The sequence below is a fragment of the [Clostridium] cellulosi genome (assembly GCF_036762875.1).
Lineage (GTDB): Bacteria > Bacillota > Clostridia > Oscillospirales > Ethanoligenentaceae > Ruminiclostridium_D > Ruminiclostridium_D cellulosi.
Map to the genome: position 1 here is coordinate 175595 of NZ_JBAIZF010000026.1, position 18622 is coordinate 194216.

An 18622-nucleotide genomic window follows, 5' to 3' on the forward strand; every position below is an offset into this window, starting at 1 on the left:
TAAACTCTTGGCGACTGCCGAGGGCATGGTTAGCCCGGCCAGATTATTTTTAAGCGGAGGAACTATATGGAGCAAGACGAAAAAAAGATTAAGGCCGACAGCAGCCCTGAAGAAAAGGAACAAGCCTCAGCTTCAGCCCATGGCTTGGAAGAGGAAAAAAACGCGGCTGCAAAACCGGAAAATGAGAAACCAAAGTCTCATTACAGCGAAAAAATCTTTAATATAACGCTTCCGGCTGATAAAACCAATCAGGAAGAAGAGCAAGAAGACAGCGGATATGAAGAGACTGATGAAGAACCAAGAAAGCACCCGCTGTTAAAATCATTTATATATACTCTAAGTATTATTCTTGTGTCAATATTACTCGCAGTAGGAATATTATATGCTGCCACCGATTATTTAGGCATGTTCAGGCCGGAAAAGACCACTGAAATAACGTTAACGAAGAATGATACATCTATTGATAAGGTTGCTGATATTCTAAAAAAGAACGGCATCATACGCAGTGCGTTTATATTCAAGTTGTATGCGAAGATAAGCAACAAACAGGGCCTGCACGAAGGACAGTTTTCATTGAGCTCGTCCATGAGTTATGACGCTATAATACGGAAATTGAAGTCAACGACTCGGGCCACTGTCAAGGTCACGATTCCGGAGGGCTTTACGCTTCAGCAGATAGGTGAGCGGCTGGAGCAAAAGAAGGTTTGCACGAAACAACAGTTTTTGAGTGCGGTCGAGAAAGAGGACATTAAATTCGAATTCAGTTCGCAGATTCCTAACAATTCAGACCGCTTCTATCGGCTTGAGGGGTATCTTTTCCCTGATACTTATGAATTTTATGTCGACCAGGCACCGGACGCTGTTGTCAAAAAGATGCTGAAAAACTTTGAAACGCGCTTTGATGAATCCTTCAGAAAAGCCACTCAGGCGTCGGGCATGACAGTCGATGAAGTAATAACACTCGCGTCAATTATTCAGGCCGAGTCGAGCAATAAGGACCAGATGGCGAAGGTATCTTCCGTTTTCCACAACCGTCTTAAAAACGGTGTCAACGGGAAAAAGCTCCTTCAGTCAGACGCTACAATCTTCTATGCGACCAGAGACATTGAACCAATACTGCCGGTCAACAGCACGAATATAGCGTCTGCTTACAACACATATAAGCATGAAGGGCTGCCGCCTGGGCCTATCTGCAATCCGGGACTTGCCGCAATTGACGCCGCGTTGTCTCCCGCAGATACAAAATACTATTATTTTGTCACCGATAAAAACGGCAATTACTATTATGCCGAGACATTTGCGAAACACCTTGTCAACGTCAGAAAGGCTGAAAACACAGGCAAGGCCGGAGGCACAAATGTTACAAAAAGCGACGATTGATAAGTGGCAAAATAATATTTGTTTTTGAGGTCAGTTAAATTGATGAAAAAACCTGAACTTTTGTCCCCTGCCGGTGATTTCGAGAGCCTTGAGGCGGCGGTCGCCTTTGGCGCCGACGCGGTATATCTCGGAGGCAGGATGTTCTCAATGCGCACATCTCCACGGAATTTTGGTGAAGAAGAGCTTTGCCGCGCCGTAGAGTTTGCTCATAAAAACGGCGTGAAGATATATCTTACCTGCAATACCCTCCCCAGAAACGACGAGATAGACAAGCTCCCGCGCTTTTTTGAAGTAGCGAAAGACGCCGGTGTAGACGCTCTTATTGTCACTGACCTTGGAGTTATAGAGCTTGCCAAAAAATATGCCAAAGGTATTGAGCTCCATGCGTCGACTCAGACCGGCGTAGTAAACTATGCCTCAGCGAACGTTCTTTATTCAATGGGGGTCAAAAGGGTTGTCTTGGCGAGGGAAATGAGCCTTCGCGAAATCTCTGTATTAAGAGAACACACACCGCGCCTGCTTGAAATAGAGGCATTTGTCCACGGCGCCATGTGCGTTTCCTTTTCTGGAAGGTGTCTGCTTTCCAATTATCTTACGGGCCGTGACTCCAACAGAGGAGAGTGCGCGCAGCCCTGCCGCTGGAGCTATGCGCTCTGTGAAAGCACAAGGCCCGGCGAATATATGCCGATTTATGAGGACGATCAAGGAACTTATATACTTAATTCGCGGGATTTGTGCATGATAGAGCATATTCCGGAGCTTGTTCGCGCCGGAATAACAAGCTTTAAAATTGAAGGGCGCGCAAAATCGGCTTATTATGTCGCTGTTATTACAAACGCCTACCGCATGGCAATAGACAGGTTTATGTCAGAAGGAGAGCAATATAAATTTGACAAAAGCCTATTGGATGAAGTCAACAAGGTGAGCCACAGGGATTATTGCACTGGATTTTATTTTGGCCCGATAGAAAAGGGGCAGATATACAAGGGCGCCGCATATATAAGGAATTGGGATATAGCGGCTAAGATAATAGGCGAAAAGAATGGCCTTGCGGAGTGCCTTGAGAGGAATCCGTTCTCGCCGCTGGACACTTTTGAACTTCTCGAGCCGGGAAAGACGGGCAGACCGGTAAAGGTTAGACAGATTTATGATGAGAACGGAGAAAAAATCTCCCGCGCAGTCCATCCGGGAATGAGAGTATTCCTGGATTTAAGCGAAGCACCGTGCAAAAATGGAATATTGCGAAAAATCCCCAGTAACTTATAAAGACTTGATTAAAGGGAGGAAAAGTTAATGGGTATTACTTTTGTCATGTTAAAACCTGATGCGGTACAAAGAGGGCTTGGGTATGACATCATGCAATACTTCAAAAAAAACGGTATTTCCATCGAGTGCTTTGACGTTCAGATTGCGACGGAAGATAAGATTAGAAGGCACTATGAAGAAGTAATTGCAAAATACGGCGAAGAATTTGCTCAGCATATGCTCGACATGTTCCTTAACAAAACAGTTGTGCCGATAATCCTTTCTGGTGGCGACGATATCATAGCGCAGGTGCGCCGCATAGTTGGCGCTACAGAACCCGCAAAAGCAGAAAAAGGCACAATACGCGGTGATTTGGGCCTTGGCGACAGTTATGCCCGTTCAGTTGCCGAAGGCAGGGTAGTCAGAAATTTGATACATGCTTCCGACAGCCCCGAGGCTGTTAAACGCGAAATTTCAATTTGGCTTCCGAAATATAAAATCTAATAGAATATAAATCAAGGGCTGCATCAAAGTGCTGTGACTACACAGGACTTTGATACAGCCCTTTTTAGTTTTGACCGCAGATTACTTCACTGTATCTTTTTTGGCGGCTTTTTCATAATCCATCGTAAGTTTATATTCTATTGAATCGACGAGAGCTATCCAGGAAGCCTTTATGACGTCGCTTGAAACGCCCACACAGCTCCAATTGTTTTTGCCGTCGGTTGTCTCAATAAGAACCCTTACCTTTGAGGCGGTCGCGTCGCGCGGTTCCATTACACGAACCTTGTAATCTATAAGCCTGACATCGCTGAGTGACGGATAAAATACCGACAGAGCTTTTCGAAGGGCATTGTCAAGGGCGTGAACCGGGCCGTCTCCCTGCGCTGCTGTGATTTCACTTTTTCCGCCCACTTTTATTTTTATAACGGCAGTTGACGACATGTTATCGTCTTTCGCTGGCTGTTCGCCTATAATCTTGTAATGTTCAAGTTCAAAGAAGGGTTTGTAAAGCCCCAACACCTTCCTGATAAGAAGCTCAACGGCGGCAGGCGCACCCTCGAACTGGTAGCCGTAATGCTCGAGTTCCTTGATACGCTGCATAACCTTCCTTGTCTGCGGGGAATCCTTGCTTATCGTCGGGTCAATCTTTCTTATCTCAGAAAGGACTGTTGACCTGCCGCTGAATTCTGAGAACAAAAACTTGCGCTCATTGCCGACGGTATCAGGCGAAATGTGCTCAAAGGACTGCGGGATTTTCCTGACCCCGTCGATATGCATGCCTCCCTTGTGGGCAAAAGCACAAGAGCCGACATAAGGATGGTCGTGGGGCAGCTTTATATTGGCAATCTCTGCAATGCCGCGGGAAACCGTTGTCAGCAGTTGCATATTTTCCTCTGGAATACAGTTAATGCCCCGTTTAAGCTGCAAATTCGCAAGCAGTGTTGAAAGGTCCGCGTTACCGCACCTCTCACCGAAACCTAAAAATGTTCCCTGAACCTGTACTGCGCCGGCATCAACGGCAATCATTGAGTTGGCCACTGCAAGCCCCATATCATTGTGGCAGTGTATAGCCGTCCGTTTGCCGAATCTGTTTATCACCTTGCAGGTCAATTCAAATATCTCATTCATATATGAGGCGCCGTTGGTATCACAGAGGCAGAGGACATCCGCCCCGCCCTCGCAGGCGGCTTTAAGTGTCTCCATGGCATAGCGGCTGTTTTGCCTGTACCCGTCAAAAAAGTGCTCCGCGTCAAAAATCACCTCTTTGCCGGCGGCCTTAAAAAACGCAACCGTTTCCCTGATCATGTTCAGGTTCTCATGCAGGGTGGTGCGCAGCACCTTCGTGACGTGAAGGTCCCATGATTTCCCAAATATTGCGACTGTGTCGGTTCCAGCCATAAGCAGGGCTTTTACGCCGATGTCGTCAGATATTGATACGCCGCGGTGCCGCGTGCTGCCAAAAGCGCAGATTTTAGATTTTGATAGATGGATGTTTTTAACCCGTTTGAAATACTCAATGTCTTTTGGGTTAGAGGCCGGATTTCCCGCCTCTATGTATGTGATACCGAGACGGTCAAGCATCTTTGTAATATTTAATTTATCCTCCACAGAAAAGGCAATTCCTTCGGCCTGCGCCCCGTCGCGCAGTGTTGAATCATAAAGTTCAACCGTTTTATCCACAAAACCGCCCTCCTTTGGCAAATTAAAATAATACTGAACCCAAGCTGATTAAAATACATACAAACGGTTAACATAAAAAACAGCTTCGTCTCTTGCTTAAGAGACGAAGCTGTAATGATTCTGTTCCAATTAGCTCCGCGTTACCACTCTTATTGACGGAATATCCGCCCTCTCAACCACTGTCTTACAACAGTGTTCCCCTTAACGCGGGAAGCACGTACTGTTCTACTCGGCCCGCAGCCTTTCGGCAGTCAGCTCAAGGGTGATTTTCACAATCGTGCGCGGCTGCCTTTCACCAACCGGCAGCTCTCTGAACGCGTTTACGAATGCTGCTGTCCCTGTCATCGCTTTTTTTATTGTATTCTATCATATTACGCTTTAATTTCTTTGTCAACAAATAAATATACGTTTATTAGAAAATTTTTTAAAAAGCGACAACTTGGTAATGCCGTGAAATAATTTTATACTGATTTTAATGTGAATTTTTGAGAATTCTGCTTTGCCTAAAGAGCGCCAATTTTACTCAATAAATAAGCTGAGCCTTTTTCAATAAAAGTATTGACATTTGGATAAATTAGTGATAAATTCATTATTAGGTTTTTAGCACTCTCGATTACAGAGTGCTAACAAAGGAAAGATTATTAAAGGCGCAAGTGTCGAATTCGCACGCAGCCGCTGGTTTGTTTTGGCTGGTGCAGTTGAAAGGAGAAGCCTTTGTAGATTATTAAGATTATCGGAAGGCAGCACGGTTTGGTTTAAGGTCGGTGATTTTCATGGAGCTGTCAGAAAGGAAAAAACGCATACTAAGCGCTATCGTTGAGGAATACATTATAACCGGAGAACCGGTTGGCTCGAAATTTCTTGCAAAAGAAACGGGAATTAATTTATCTCCTGCTACGATACGCAACGAGATGGCAGAGCTGACCGACATGGGGTTTATTAGCCAGCCACATACCTCGGCCGGAAGGGTGCCGACAATTCTCGGATACCGTATGTATGTTGACCATTTGATGGGTGAATATGAACTTTCTGACTCGGAACGTGCCGCTTACGACGAGCTTTTTAATTTACAAGTCGGGGATATTGAGAGCACGCTTGAAAAAGCCTGTGATATTCTCGCAGACATAACTGGGTGTGCATCTGTATCAACTGCCCCGAATGACAAAGCGGCGACGATAAAGCGGATTGAGATATTCCCCTCAGGGCTAAGGTCCATTCTAATGGTGATACTTACATCCTCAGGGATAATAAAGAGCAGGATATGCAAAACCCTTGAGAATTTGACACCTGATATGATGAATTTCTTTTATCAGCTTGTAAACGACCGTTTCTGCGGCCTGAAGCTTGAGGATATGACCGAGGAATTTCTCGATAAAGTCAAGCATGAACTTTATGAGTATACATTTGCCCTTTCGCCGGTTGTCGATGCAATAGCGGAGGAACTTAGGTCGATAAGCAACGAGGTTTTTATTGGCGGAGCTTCCAATTTGCTTGCATACCGCGATATCGACGGAGATAAACTTATAAAGATGATGAAGCTGCTGGAGCACCGGGATGAACTTATGCGCATTATCGGCGATATGGAAAGCGGTGTCAAGGTTAAAATAGGCTGTGAAAACGGTATGCCGTTTATGGATAATTCCGCGATTATCGCTGCGCCGTATGCACTTAACGGCAGGGTATGCGGAACAGTGGGCATAATAGGGCCGGCAAGGATTAATTACCCGAAGATGGTTTCAAGTATAGAATATTTTTCTAACATGCTGAGCAAGTTTATTGAAGACAGTTTTGGCGACTGACGCGTATAAAAATGAAAACGGAAAGGGGCATGACAGTGAAGAAAAACCAGAATAAAGACAACATGGAACAGACTGCGGGAAACAGCAAGAAAACTGCTAAAGCCGAAGAAAAGGAAAAAATCGACAGCAACAAGTCCGAAGCAGAAGCTAAAGCAGAGAAGGAAAAGGCTGAAACCCAAGAAAAGCAAGAAACCAAAGAAAAGTCAGAGGCCCAAGAAAAGCCAGAAGAAAAAGATAAGAAGAATGATGGCGATGATAAAGATAAGCCATCTGATATTGATCTTTTAAAGGCCTATCTCGGTCAGACATTGGAGGAATTACAGAGGCTAAAGGAAGAGAATAATAAGCTCAAAGAAGAGAATGAAAATCTGAATGAACGGATTTCATTGTGCAAGGACAAGTTTGAGAGGCTGGTAGCGGAATATGAGAATTTCCGCCGGCGCACGGCTGTTGAGAAAGAGAACATAAGCCTTGATGTCAAATCAAAGGTTGTTCTCGCACTGCTGCCGGTGCTTGATAATCTTGAAAGGGCAATGCCATTTGCAGGTACCAATTCTGAAAGCTTTGAAAAAGGCGTTGAAATGACTCTTCGGCAGTTCTACGACGCATTTAAGTCCCTTGGCGTCGAAGAAATTGAAGCGCAGAATGCTGTTTTTAACCCTGAATACCATGAAGCTGTTATGCACGTCGAAGATGAGAATCTTGGCGAAGGTATAATTACAGAGGTATTCCAGAAAGGCTATAAAATAGGAGACAAAGTAGTCAGACATAGTGTTGTCAAAGTAGCCAACTGATATTAGCCAAAAACACTTTCAATATTGTATAAGAAATCCTTTAGGAGGTATTTAACTTATGGGCAAAATAATAGGTATAGACCTTGGTACGACTAACTCCTGCGTAGCTGTTATAGAAGGCGGCGAGCCGGTAGTTATCCCAAACTCAGACGGTGCACGTACTACTCCGTCGGTTGTCGCGTTTTCAAAAACAGGCGAGAGGATGGTAGGCCAGCTCGCAAAGCGTCAGGCGATAAAAGACCCTGAGCGTACTGTAATTTCAATAAAGAGGAAAATGGGTAGTGACTATAGAGTCAATATAGACGGCAAAAGCTTCACACCTCAGGAAATCTCTGCGATGATATTGATGAAGCTGAAAGCTGACGCAGAGAGCTACCTCGGTGCACCTGTAACCGAAGCCGTCATAACCGTTCCTGCATACTTTACCGATTCCCAGCGCCAGGCAACAAAAGACGCGGGCCGCATTGCAGGCCTTGAAGTAAAGCGTATTATCAACGAGCCGACAGCCGCGGCGCTTGCTTATGGTATAGATAAGGAAAAAGACCAGAAGATAATGGTATTTGACCTCGGCGGCGGTACATTTGATGTCTCCATCATTGAGATGGGCGACGGCGTTCAGGAAGTTCTCGCAACCGCTGGTAACAACCACCTCGGCGGTGACGATTTCGACCAGCGCATCATTGACTGGATGGTCGATAACTTTAAGAAAGAAACCGGTATTGATCTCAGGACAGATAAAGTTGCCATGCAGCGCCTTAAGGATGAGGCTGAAAAGGCTAAGATTGCGCTTTCAGGCGTAACCACTACTAATATCAATCTTCCGTTCATTACGGCGGACGCCTCTGGTCCGAAGCACCTTGACATGACACTTACCAGAGCTAAGTTCAACGAGCTGACTGCTGACCTCGTTGAAGCGACAATGGGCCCGGTACGTCAGGCTCTGTCCGATGCAAAGCTGAGTCCTTCAGACCTTGACAAGGTACTTTTGGTCGGCGGTTCAACACGTATTCCTGCTGTTCAGGAAGCTGTAAAGAATTTCACAGGCAAAGAGCCGTTCAAAGGCATCAACCCGGACGAGTGTGTCGCAATCGGCGCTGCTATCCAGGGCGGTGTTCTCGGCGGCGACGTTAAAGGCATGGTTCTTCTTGATGTCACCCCGCTGTCCCTCGGTATCGAAACACTGGGTGGTGTCTTCACAAAGATTATCGAACGCAATACTACAATTCCGACCAAGAAGAGCCAGGTATTCTCCACTGCGGCTGACGGTCAGACTTCAGTTGAGGTCCATGTCCTTCAGGGTGAGCGCCCGATGGCTAAGGATAACAAGACCCTCGGAGTCTTCCATCTTGACGGAATCCCGCCGGCACCCCGCGGCGTACCGCAGATTGAAGTTACGTTTGATATCGACGCCAACGGTATAGTCCATGTTTCCGCAAAAGACCGCGGTACTGGCAAAGAGCAGCACATTACTATCACTTCTTCCACCAACATGAGCAAGGAAGAGATAGAGAGAGCTGTAAAAGAAGCTGAAAAGTACAAGGAAGAAGATGAGAAGCGCCGTAAAGAGGTTGATACCCGCAACGCCGCTGATCAGATGATCTTCCAGACTGAAAAGACTTTGAAAGACCTTGGCGACAAGATAACAGAAGACGAGAAGAAAGCCATTGACGAAAAGCTTAATGCGGTCAGGGAAGCCCTTAAGGGTACAGATGTTGACAAGATAAAGACCGCACAGGAAGAGCTGTCCAAGCAGCTTTATGAGGTAACTTCCCGCATTTATTCACAGAACGCGCAGCAGGGAGGCCCGACAGGTGGCCCTGGTGCCGGAGCGACGGGAGGATACACAGGAGCTGCCGGAGGCCCTGATATTCACGAGGCAAATTATCGTGAGGTAAATGACGACGACAAGAAATAATTAATGCTGTGCCGCTCCCCACTATTTGGGGAGCGGCTCAAGCGTGTTTTCACAGGAAGCGCCAAAAGGGGTTGAATGCAGGTTTTAACCCTGCTGACTAAATCTAAATTGTCAAAGCGGCGGCTTCCTAATATTATGAGTGGTGATAGTGATTGGCCGAAAAACGCGACTATTACGAGGTACTTGGGGTTTCAAGAGACGCAACTGATGAAGATATAAAGAAAGCCTACCGAAAACTTGCAAAAAAATATCACCCTGACTTAAACCCCGGTGACAAAGAAGCTGAGGCCAAGTTTAAGGAGATAAATGAGGCTTACGAAACGCTCTCGGATAAAAACAAGAGGGCAAGATATGATCAATTCGGCCATGCCGGCGTAGACCCGAATTTCGGTGCCGGCGGCGGAGGCGCAGGCTTCGGTGGATTCGGCGGGGCAGGCTTTGATTTTGGCGACATCGGGGATATATTTTCAGACATATTCGGTTTTGGCAGCACAGTCCGCAGAAACGGGCCGGTACGCGGCAGCGATATACATTTACATCTTTCAATTTCCTTTGAAGAAGCAGCAATGGGCTGCAAAAAGATAATTGAATGTTCAAGGGTTCAGAAGTGCACAGCCTGTGACGGGACTGGTGCGAAAAAGGGTACTAAGCCTGAAGAATGTTCTTATTGTCACGGAACCGGCACAATCAAAATCAGTCAGCGGACCCCTATCGGTATGATTTCTACTACACGTACATGTGACCACTGCGGCGGAACCGGCAAGATTATAAAAACTCCGTGCCCAGAATGTCATGGAGTGGGGCTTGTACGCCGCCCGAGAAAGCTTGAAGTTGATATTCCTGCCGGCATTAATGACGGTCAGGTTATTACTTTGCGCGGCCAAGGCGACTATGGCAGAAACGGTGGCCCCGCAGGCGACCTTGACATATCGATATCGGTAAAGCCACACCCGATTTTTACGCGCGTGAACAATGATGTCTGGTGTGAAGTTCCTCTGACCTTTACCCAGGCCGCGTTAGGGTGTGAAATAACCGTGCCGACGCTTTACGGAAAGGTCAGCTACACAGTTCCGCCCGGAACACAGCCCGGAGAATCCTTCAGGCTCCGCGGAAAAGGCATACCGCACCTTAACCGGTACGGCAGGGGCGACCAATACGTAAAGATTAATATTGAAGTTCCGAGAAATTTAACTGAGAAGCAAAAGGAACTTTTAAGACAGTTTGATGAAACCACAAGCGACAATAAGAATTATGAAAAGCGTAAAAACTTTTTCCAAAAGCTGAAAGATGTAATGGGATTTTAAGAAAATTAATTACGCCAATAGATTGCAAAAGCATTTTTCCTCATGGAAAGGTGCTTTTTGCATTTATATAGAGAAAATTGTGCAAAAAAGGACACGAATCGCGCCGTAATTATGAAAAATTAAATAAAATGTGTAATATATTAGAAAAATTGATATTGACTCACGCCGATATTTGGTATAAACTAATGATAAAATTCATGGACTTTGTATAATAATACATTTTCCAACTCAATAAACTTCAACTCTTGTTGTTTGAATGGAGAACTACAATGGCAGTGACAATATATGATGTGGCAAAACTTGCACAGGTATCGGTGACGACGATATCAAAAATCTTAAACCATAAGGATTATGACATCAGTGATGAGACAAGACAGCGGGTGTTGGACGCCATAAAAGAAACGAAATTCACACCTAATGGTCTTGCGCGGAGCCTCGTGACTAAGAGGACCAATGTGCTGGGCCTTCTCATACCGGATATATCAAATCAGTATTTTGCCGATATGGCAAGAGGCGTTGAGGATGGTGCTAATCGCCTCGGTTATAACGTAATGCTGTGCAATACGGATGAAAACAGTAAAAAACAGCAGGAGTATCTCAACATTTTAAAAGGGCGGTGCACCGACGGGGTTATAATTGTGCCGATTGCAGGGTCCGATACAGTATTTTCTTCAGATTTCGACATGGAGAAGCCTTTTGTCGTGCTTGACAGGGTGTATAAATCGAAAAAAGGTGTATATCAGGTTAAGTTTGATAATGTCAGAGGCGGTTACCTTGCAACAAAGTACCTGCTTGAAAAGGGACATACCAGAATTGGCCTTATTTCTGGGCCGCCGGAAGAAAGAACAGTAAAAGACAGGTTAAAAGGATATAAAAAAGCACTTAAAGAATTTGGCCTGAAGTTTGACAAATCGATTGTTTTCAATGGAAATTACAAGTTTGACTCCGGTGTCGCCGGTGCGAAATTTTTGCTCAAGACGGATATCACAGCTATTTTTGCGTTTAATGATTTAATGGCATGCGGTGCTTACAAGGCCATTAGTTCAATTGGGCTAAAAATACCTGAGGATATTTCAATACTCGGCTATGACGATGTTATGCTGTCGGATGTCCTTGACCCGCCGCTGACAACAATCTCACAGCCAAAGTATGAGATGGGAAAGGTGGCGGCGACAATGCTGATAAACCAGCTTAACAATGTCGAACAGGATTACGAGCGGACATTTGAGCCGGAACTTATTGAACGGAAAAGTGTAAGATGCTTGTTCCCAAAAACACCAAAAGCATAAAATCAAAGCCTGCCCAAAATAAATTTATTCAAATGGGCAGGCTTTTTCATGCACAGATTGCTATTTGTGGGGCGGTTCTGGCAGTCATAAACGCAGAACCACCCGGCTATAAAAAAGCATAGATAATGATAAAAAAATTCCTCTTTGGTAAGTCAAAGAGGAGGTAATTTAAAATATATTTTTGAGGAGGAGTAATGAAAAGATTCTATATATATGATATAAAAGAAATATTAATAGAAAATGAATTCGCTGTAAATGAACTGTAATTAATTTAAAACTTAATAGCAAAAGCCTTCGCTTTCCATTGAACGGCGAAGGCTTTTATTGACGAATTTAATTTGCAGATTTTTTGTACTTTTAGAGGTCAAGCTGCAGCCTTTGAATTGATTATGGCATTGAGATGTCAGAGATGGCCTCTGCGATCTCCATACCGGCCTTTTCGCGGGCAATATCAGCAAAACTAAGCATGCCGACGATACGCCCGTTGTCGACGACGGGAAGCCGCCTGACCTGTTCGGTGGCCATGAGGTTGATAGCCTCTGAGACATTCTGTGACGGGCTTACAGTAACCGCACCGTGTGAACATATATCAGATACTTTCAGCGTTGAAGCGTCACGATTTTCGGCAACGCAGCGCAATACAATATCCCTGTCCGTCAGCATTCCCCGCACAGAGCCGCCGTCCACGACAGGGACAGCACCGATATTATGGCGGTTCATAAGGAGCGCGGCGTCCTTGACAGTAGATGACGGTTCGACACTGACAACACGGGTTGTCATTATTTCGCGCACCAGCATTAATATCACTCCTTTAATGTAGTACAAGTGATATTATTCGCTTTGCCGCTATGCAATATACTTACGTTGCGCTTCAAAACATTTTTGCCGCGCCACATAAACGCATAACCTTTATATTTCTTTTTAAAACCGGCATCTTCAATTTCTTTAGCGTCTAATGAGTCGACAAAATCGGTTTTGAATTCATCTATATAGGTCTCTTTGAGATTTTTATTATGGGGACATACATTTTGACAGATATCACAGCCCCAGATTGTAGAGGCCTTTTTTAGAAGTTCCTGTTCTTCTGCGGTCAATTCGCCTTTTTTCTGGCTTATATGGGATACACAGCGGCTGCAGTCGACTTTGTTATCCGCAATGCACCCTGAGGGGCACGCGTCGGCACAAAGCCCGCAGGACATGCAGCGGCCGGCAGGCTTATTGTTGGGCGGCAGGGAAAGGTCAGTCACAATCTCGCCGATAAAAACAAAGGAGCCATAGTCAGGTGTAATCAACAGCCCATTTTTGCCGAGAACGCCAAGACCCGCGAGGCAGGCGGTTTTAACCTCCGGTATCGGTGATGAATCGCAGAAAGGTTCAAAACTATTGTATTCGTAGGCGCGGCGCAGTTTTTCACATGCGTCGTTCAGCCTGCGCAACGCTACGATATGATAATCAGCCGACGCGGCATAACGTGATATTTCACCGGCGGCATGATGGGTGTAGTAGGGGAAAATGGCTGAAATAATTGATTGTGCTCCCTCGGGAAGCCGCTTTTTTGCATTACATTCCAAAAGCGCTGTTTTGACATTGTCAAAGGAGGCTATACCCCAATGGGGCATGCCGCACGACGTCATTATTTCATTTATAGTTACCAAATCATTCATATAAACCCCGATAAAAACTTGATTACATTATATTATACAACAAAGCAGCGGATTTAAATAGGTTAAAGAATTGTCATAACAGAAAGTAATAAAGTTTGAGAAGGTATACATTATGTATAACATTAGTTTGAGCATTTCATTGAGCATTAATCTATATTAGGTTATGAGTGGCTCACTCTAAATTTTACAAACAGTAATATAATAATGCAATATTACAAGTTAATAAAATGCAGTGAAAAAATCTCGAGTCATGTCAATTATTTTAATATTCCTATTGACTTCCGCAGAAAACAGTCATACAATATAGTTGAACGAATAATCAACTGTTAAACCGTTAAAGGAGGCATCTTCATGAATTCATATTTTCCTGACGATGATAGATGTGACTGCACGATAATCCATGAGGATGTCGTCAACGATGTCCGCAAGCATATGCCCTGTGAGGAAGAATTGATGGATTTGGCTGATTTCTTCAAGGTTTTTGGGGACAGCACGAGGGTCAGCATTATCTGCGCGCTTTTTAAAGCAGAAATGTGCGTTTGCGATATCGCCGCCCTGCTGGGCATGACCAAGTCGGCCATATCGCACCAACTGAGGGTGCTGAAGCAATCCAAGCTTGTCAAGTACCGCAGGGAGGGCAAAGTTGTCTATTATTCTCTCGATGATGACCATGTAAAGAATATTTTCGACCAGGGATTGTCGCATATTGAGGAAAAATAATTTTTTTGCACTAATACTTGAATAGATGTTCAACTGTTCATTGCATACAATAATAGCGTCAGGAAAGTATGATTGATTGCAGTTTTTGAATAAACAGCTAGGCATGATGAAAATATTAAAATCAGAAAAGGGGTAAAAAGATGAAGCCGGAAATCCGCAAGGAATACATCCTTGAAAACCTATGTTGTGGGAACTGTGCCGCGAAAATCGAACGTGAAGCAGGCACAATCAGCGGCGTTGTTTCTTCTAACGTCGATTTTGTGTCAAAAACGCTTACCTTAGAGCTTGAACGTCAGATAAATTCCGGCACCCTTTTCGATGAGATAGATTCCATAGTGAAAAGGCATGATTCCGCCATAGTTGTCAAAGAAAAGGAGCAGTCAGAACCGGGGAAAAAAGTCATCTACCTGTCGGGGATTGACTGTAATAGCTGCGCTGAAAAAATTGAGGAAGAAGTCAAAAAAATCAGCGGAGTTAAGTCCGCAAACCTTGATATTGCCACGCAAAGGCTGACAGTTGAAGCTGATGACAAAGGAAAGCTCCCCGTTGTTCTGCGGGCAGTTTATCAAAAAATACGTGAAATGGAGCCGAATGTGGAGATTTCGTATACACAGGATTCAAAGAAAACCGAGTCTGCCGACTTAAAAAAGCAGTTTAAGATAATTAGTTTGATTTTTGGTACTGCGTTATTCGTTATCGGGATGGTATTTACCCTCCCGGCGGCGGTTGAGTTTGTGCTGTACCTTATAGCCTATCTTGCGGTCGGCGGAGAAATCCTCTTCAAAGCATTGCGCAATATTGCAAAGGGTCAGGTATTCGATGAAAATTTCTTGATGAGCGTTGCGACCATTGGGGCGTTTGCAATCGGCGAATATCCGGAAGGCGTTGCGGTAATGCTGTTTTACCAGATAGGCGAGCTGTTACAGGACGCCGCCGTAGACCGTTCCCGCAAATCCATATCTGCGCTGATGGATATCCGTCCCGACTATGCAAATCTCAAAATCGGTGATGAGATTCGCAGAGTAGCTCCAGAAGAAGCAGCAGTGGGGGATCTTATCGTAGTGCGCCCCGGCGAACGAATCCCTCTTGACGGCAGGGTAGTGGAAGGTAAGTCATCGCTCGATATGTCCGCGCTGACAGGCGAATCCCTACCACGTGACGTTGAAGCGGGCAGCAGCGTCCTTTCCGGCTCGGTTAACAAGACAGGCCTAATCACTGTCGAAGTTACGAGCGAATACGGAGAGTCCACCGTTTCAAAGATTTTGAACCTTGTTCAGAATGCAAGCAGCAAAAAAGCGCCGACAGAGAATTTCATAACAAAATTCGCCCGTATCTATACCCCTGTTGTTGTATGCACCGCCCTTGCCCTCGCATTGATACCGCCGCTTGTAATACCCGGCGTGCACTTTGCAGAATGGATAAAACGGGGATTGATATTCCTCGTCATATCGTGCCCCTGCGCCATTGTAGTTTCAATCCCGCTGTGCTTTTTCGGAGGAATAGGCGGCGCTTCGAAAAACGGCATACTTGTCAAAGGTTCTAACTTCTTGGAAGCGCTCAATAATGTGGATACGGTTGTATTTGATAAAACCGGCACGCTTACAAAGGGTAATTTTAAGGTCGCGGAAATTAAGACTGCGAACGGGTTTACAGAAGATGAGGTTCTCAGCCTTGCCGCATATGCCGAAAACTACTCAAATCACCCGATTGCGGTTTCAATCCGGGAATCCTACGGCAAAGAGATAGACAGCAGGCGCATATCCGATTATGAGGAGCTTTCCGGCAAGGGCATACGCGTCAAGATAGACGGCAAAACGGTGCTGGCCGGAAACAGTAGCCTGATGAAAGCAGAGAATATCGCCTGCGAGAAAATTATGTCTCCCGGAACCGTCGTATATATTGCGACAGACGGGAAATTCGCCGGATATCTTGTCATTGCCGATGAAATAAGGCCGGACAGCGAAAAGGCCATACAAGAGCTGAAAGCGGCTGGAGTCAAAACAGCAATGCTGACCGGTGACAGCAAGGCTGCCGGAGAACTGGTCGGAAAGGAGTTGGGCCTCGACCAGATTTATACGGAGCTGTTGCCCCACCAAAAGGTTGAACAGTTGGAAAGGCTCTCAAAAGCGATTGACGGCAGCGGCAAGCTCGTATTTATCGGCGACGGAATCAACGATGCCCCCGTTTTAGCACAGGCTGATGTCGGCATCGCGATGGGCGGTACAGGTTCGGATGCGGCAATTGAAGCCGCCGACGTGGTATTCATGACCGACGAGCCCAAAAAGATTGTTACCGCCATAAATATTGCAAGGCGCACACACAAAATCGTTTGGCAGAATATCATCTTCGCCCTTGTCGTAAAAGCAGCATTGCTGATTTTGGGCGCGCTCGGCGTTGCAAATATGTGGGAAGCCGTTTTTGGCGACGTGGGCGTTACTTTAATAGCGGTCCTCAATGCTACAAGGACAATGCGCACCGAAAATAGAAGCGGTTTTAGTTATGTGCCCCGCAGCCACTTCGTAACAAAATAGCGAAATAAAAAGGAATCACCCCGTAATTTTACGGGGTGATTTTCTTTTTACTGGGGACTAACGTATTCAAAAGGAGCTTTGTTTTACCTAAGTCCCACCTGAGATTTGAAAATTAATTTATTATCCTGAAATTCGAGAACAGCATTGGAAATGCCGTCTTTGCCTTTCCAGTCGTAAACAGCTGTGTAATACTTTTGGCCCTTGGAGCCCACTTCGGACATTAATTCTCCGTCGCACCCGATTATCTTTTTAACTTCTTCATAGGTCATGCCATTTGAAATTTTGTCAAAATCAGCTTTTGTAATATAGTTTTTTTTCGAGGATGCTGTATTGTTTGATTGCTTTTTGTTAGACCCTGTCTTTGATGAAGTAGCATTTGATGAAGATTCTGTGGCTGATGATGTGACAGATTCTGCCGAAGATGTGATACTTGATGATTCTCCAATTGCAGAGTCGGCAGAACTCGTCCCTGCGAAGTTGCAACCGCTAATTGTCCCAGCCAAAGCAACTGTAAGGGCAGCGCTGACGATCAAAGAAAGAATTTTATGTGTTTTCATAAATCTGTCCTCCGTGACTATTTTATTTGGCAGGTACGATCCATGTCTTAGCAATGTACGGTTTTCCGACGCTTTTCAGTAATTTCCGCCTTTAAAACAAAGATTCCCGCTGTTATCAGCATTAATGAAATCCATTGAGAAGGTGAAAGAAGAATCTCGATTCCCCGGTCATCGCCGCGGAGGAACTCGATAAAGAAGCGAAAAGTTCCGTAAAAAATTAGGTATCGTCCAAAGGAATTTGCTAAGTGCCTATATGAATACAGAAATAGCAGGAACAAAAACAGGCTTTCATAGAGCTGAGTCGGATAGACGCGAACCCAAGCGCCGTTTATAGGATATGGAACGGTGAAAATAGTATTTGCTGCCTTTCCGTAACAACAGCCACCCAGAAAGCATCCGATCCTGCCGATTGCATGTCCTATCATCAGGCAGACTGACAGTATATCGAGCATAAAATAAAGCGGAAATTTTCTTTTGCAGATAACGGCGGAGCCGACAATTGCTGTCAGACCTCCGCCGAGTAATCCGCCATAGAATGTAAAACCTGAAACAAAAGCTTTCAGGCTGCTAAAATTCCAGCTGTTGTGTTCAAAGTTATTTAAAAAAATTGATGAAACAGCGGCTGAAATAATAATCAATACAAACAGCACTGGCATATTGTCTACGATTTTTGTAGGAACATTTTTCTCTTTTGAAATTCTGTAGAAGACCAGAATTCCTGCAATAAGTCCAAGTCCTGCCATAAGATTGTATGATGAAATTACTTCACCGCCGATAAAGTGGATATAGGGGTACATGACTTTTTTTGTAGAGAATTATTCAATGGTTTCTTTCTTCTGTGTGAAGGAGATAATTGCACCGATAAGGAATAGAATTACAACTGCAAGGTTCAAGAAACTGAAAGTTACAAGCGTAATACCAACAAGGACAGTTGCAACCAACATCAAAATACCAGCAGGAATAGGCATTTTCTTGGCCAGTATGCCAAATACCAAACCGAGGATACTGCCAATCAGTCCGATAATCATAAATGTGTTGCCGGCAGCATTAGTAACTTCGGTAGTGGCTCCTTCTGAAAGACTGGTAAGTCCCGCAGCGCAGGCACCAGAGCAGATTGAACCCGGGATACCGAGTACACCGCCGATGATCCCCAAAATCATTGGAGCATTTGAGGTTCCCCTTACTTTTGCCATAAAATACCTCCAGAATAAATTTTTCAATAAAAAAGCACCGCAGTTTT

The 18622-nt window shown here is 45.0% G+C and carries 16 protein-coding genes and 1 other annotated feature; of the genes, 10 read left to right on the forward strand and 6 right to left on the reverse strand.

Annotated features, from left to right (window positions below):
- Positions 1-66 precede the first annotated feature (66 nt).
- The 3 genes from mltG to V6C21_RS08620 are packed head-to-tail and all read left to right on the forward strand — an operon-like array spanning position 67 to position 3129.
- Positions 67-1380, forward strand: coding sequence for an endolytic transglycosylase MltG (mltG, locus tag V6C21_RS08610; protein ID WP_479268809.1), 1314 nt, complete (start codon positions 67-69; stop codon positions 1378-1380).
- A 42-nt stretch (positions 1381-1422) separates the two neighbouring features.
- Positions 1423-2646, forward strand: a complete 1224-nt coding sequence (locus V6C21_RS08615; RefSeq protein ID WP_034837726.1) for a peptidase U32 family protein — start codon at positions 1423-1425, stop codon at positions 2644-2646.
- 27 nt (positions 2647-2673) lie between these two features.
- Complete coding sequence (locus V6C21_RS08620) at positions 2674-3129, forward strand: nucleoside-diphosphate kinase (RefSeq protein ID WP_034837723.1); 456 nt, start codon at positions 2674-2676, stop codon at positions 3127-3129.
- An 81-nt stretch (positions 3130-3210) separates the two neighbouring features.
- Here V6C21_RS08620 and cimA read toward each other — a convergent pair whose 3' ends face one another.
- Positions 3211-4809 carry a citramalate synthase gene (cimA, locus tag V6C21_RS08625; protein WP_045085716.1) on the reverse strand — a complete coding sequence of 533 codons (1599 nt, stop codon included), beginning with the start codon at positions 4807-4809 and terminating at the stop codon, positions 3211-3213.
- A 96-nt stretch (positions 4810-4905) separates the two neighbouring features.
- Positions 4906-5163 (reverse strand) — a binding site (T-box leader).
- Between the two features lie 419 nt (positions 5164-5582).
- On the opposite strand from cimA, the gene hrcA reads away from it, so the two are divergent.
- The 5 genes from hrcA to V6C21_RS08650 all read left to right on the forward strand — a co-directional run bounded on the left by hrcA (position 5583) and on the right by V6C21_RS08650 (position 11910).
- Complete coding sequence (hrcA, locus tag V6C21_RS08630; protein ID WP_034837718.1) at positions 5583-6608, forward strand: heat-inducible transcriptional repressor HrcA; 1026 nt, start codon at positions 5583-5585, stop codon at positions 6606-6608.
- Between the two features lie 11 nt (positions 6609-6619).
- Positions 6620-7402 carry a nucleotide exchange factor GrpE gene (gene grpE / locus V6C21_RS08635; protein WP_479268810.1) on the forward strand — a complete coding sequence of 261 codons (783 nt, stop codon included), beginning with the start codon at positions 6620-6622 and terminating at the stop codon, positions 7400-7402.
- Positions 7403-7460: 58 nt separating this feature from the next.
- Entirely contained in the window at positions 7461-9317 is a 1857-nt protein-coding gene (gene dnaK, locus V6C21_RS08640) for a molecular chaperone DnaK (protein ID WP_034837716.1), read from the forward strand.
- A gap of 152 nt (positions 9318-9469) precedes the next feature.
- Complete coding sequence (gene dnaJ / locus V6C21_RS08645) at positions 9470-10621, forward strand: molecular chaperone DnaJ (RefSeq protein WP_034837713.1); 1152 nt, start codon at positions 9470-9472, stop codon at positions 10619-10621.
- Between the two features lie 269 nt (positions 10622-10890).
- Positions 10891-11910 (forward strand): LacI family DNA-binding transcriptional regulator, encoded by a 1020-nt coding sequence (locus V6C21_RS08650; RefSeq protein WP_045085713.1) that lies wholly within the window; start codon positions 10891-10893, stop codon positions 11908-11910.
- Positions 11911-12297: 387 nt separating this feature from the next.
- On the opposite strand, the gene V6C21_RS08655 is transcribed toward V6C21_RS08650, so the two are convergent.
- Positions 12298-12708 (reverse strand): CBS domain-containing protein, encoded by a 411-nt coding sequence (locus V6C21_RS08655; protein ID WP_034837708.1) that lies wholly within the window; start codon positions 12706-12708, stop codon positions 12298-12300.
- 5 nt (positions 12709-12713) lie between these two features.
- Entirely contained in the window at positions 12714-13574 is an 861-nt protein-coding gene (locus tag V6C21_RS08660; RefSeq protein ID WP_479268811.1) for an epoxyqueuosine reductase, read from the reverse strand.
- Positions 13575-13925: 351 nt separating this feature from the next.
- Between V6C21_RS08660 and V6C21_RS08665 the strand changes: the two genes are divergently transcribed.
- Both V6C21_RS08665 and V6C21_RS08670 read left to right on the forward strand, forming a co-directional pair.
- Entirely contained in the window at positions 13926-14294 is a 369-nt protein-coding gene (locus V6C21_RS08665; RefSeq protein ID WP_034837705.1) for an ArsR/SmtB family transcription factor, read from the forward strand.
- Positions 14295-14434: 140 nt separating this feature from the next.
- The gene (locus tag V6C21_RS08670; RefSeq protein WP_479268812.1) at positions 14435-16825 is read left to right on the forward strand and encodes a heavy metal translocating P-type ATPase; all 2391 of its coding nucleotides are present in this window, start codon (positions 14435-14437) and stop codon (positions 16823-16825) included.
- Between the two features lie 83 nt (positions 16826-16908).
- On the opposite strand, the gene V6C21_RS08675 is transcribed toward V6C21_RS08670, so the two are convergent.
- Genes V6C21_RS08675 through V6C21_RS08685 form a run of 3 tightly spaced genes read right to left on the reverse strand, consistent with a single transcriptional unit; the run spans position 16909 to position 18575 of the window.
- Positions 16909-17382 (reverse strand): DUF3862 domain-containing protein, encoded by a 474-nt coding sequence (locus tag V6C21_RS08675; RefSeq protein ID WP_479268813.1) that lies wholly within the window; start codon positions 17380-17382, stop codon positions 16909-16911.
- A gap of 47 nt (positions 17383-17429) precedes the next feature.
- Complete coding sequence (locus tag V6C21_RS08680) at positions 17430-18179, reverse strand: prolipoprotein diacylglyceryl transferase (RefSeq protein WP_052659883.1); 750 nt, start codon at positions 18177-18179, stop codon at positions 17430-17432.
- A gap of 18 nt (positions 18180-18197) precedes the next feature.
- Positions 18198-18575, reverse strand: coding sequence for a DUF4064 domain-containing protein (locus V6C21_RS08685; RefSeq protein WP_034837703.1), 378 nt, complete (start codon positions 18573-18575; stop codon positions 18198-18200).
- Between the last annotated feature and the right edge of the window lie 47 nt (positions 18576-18622).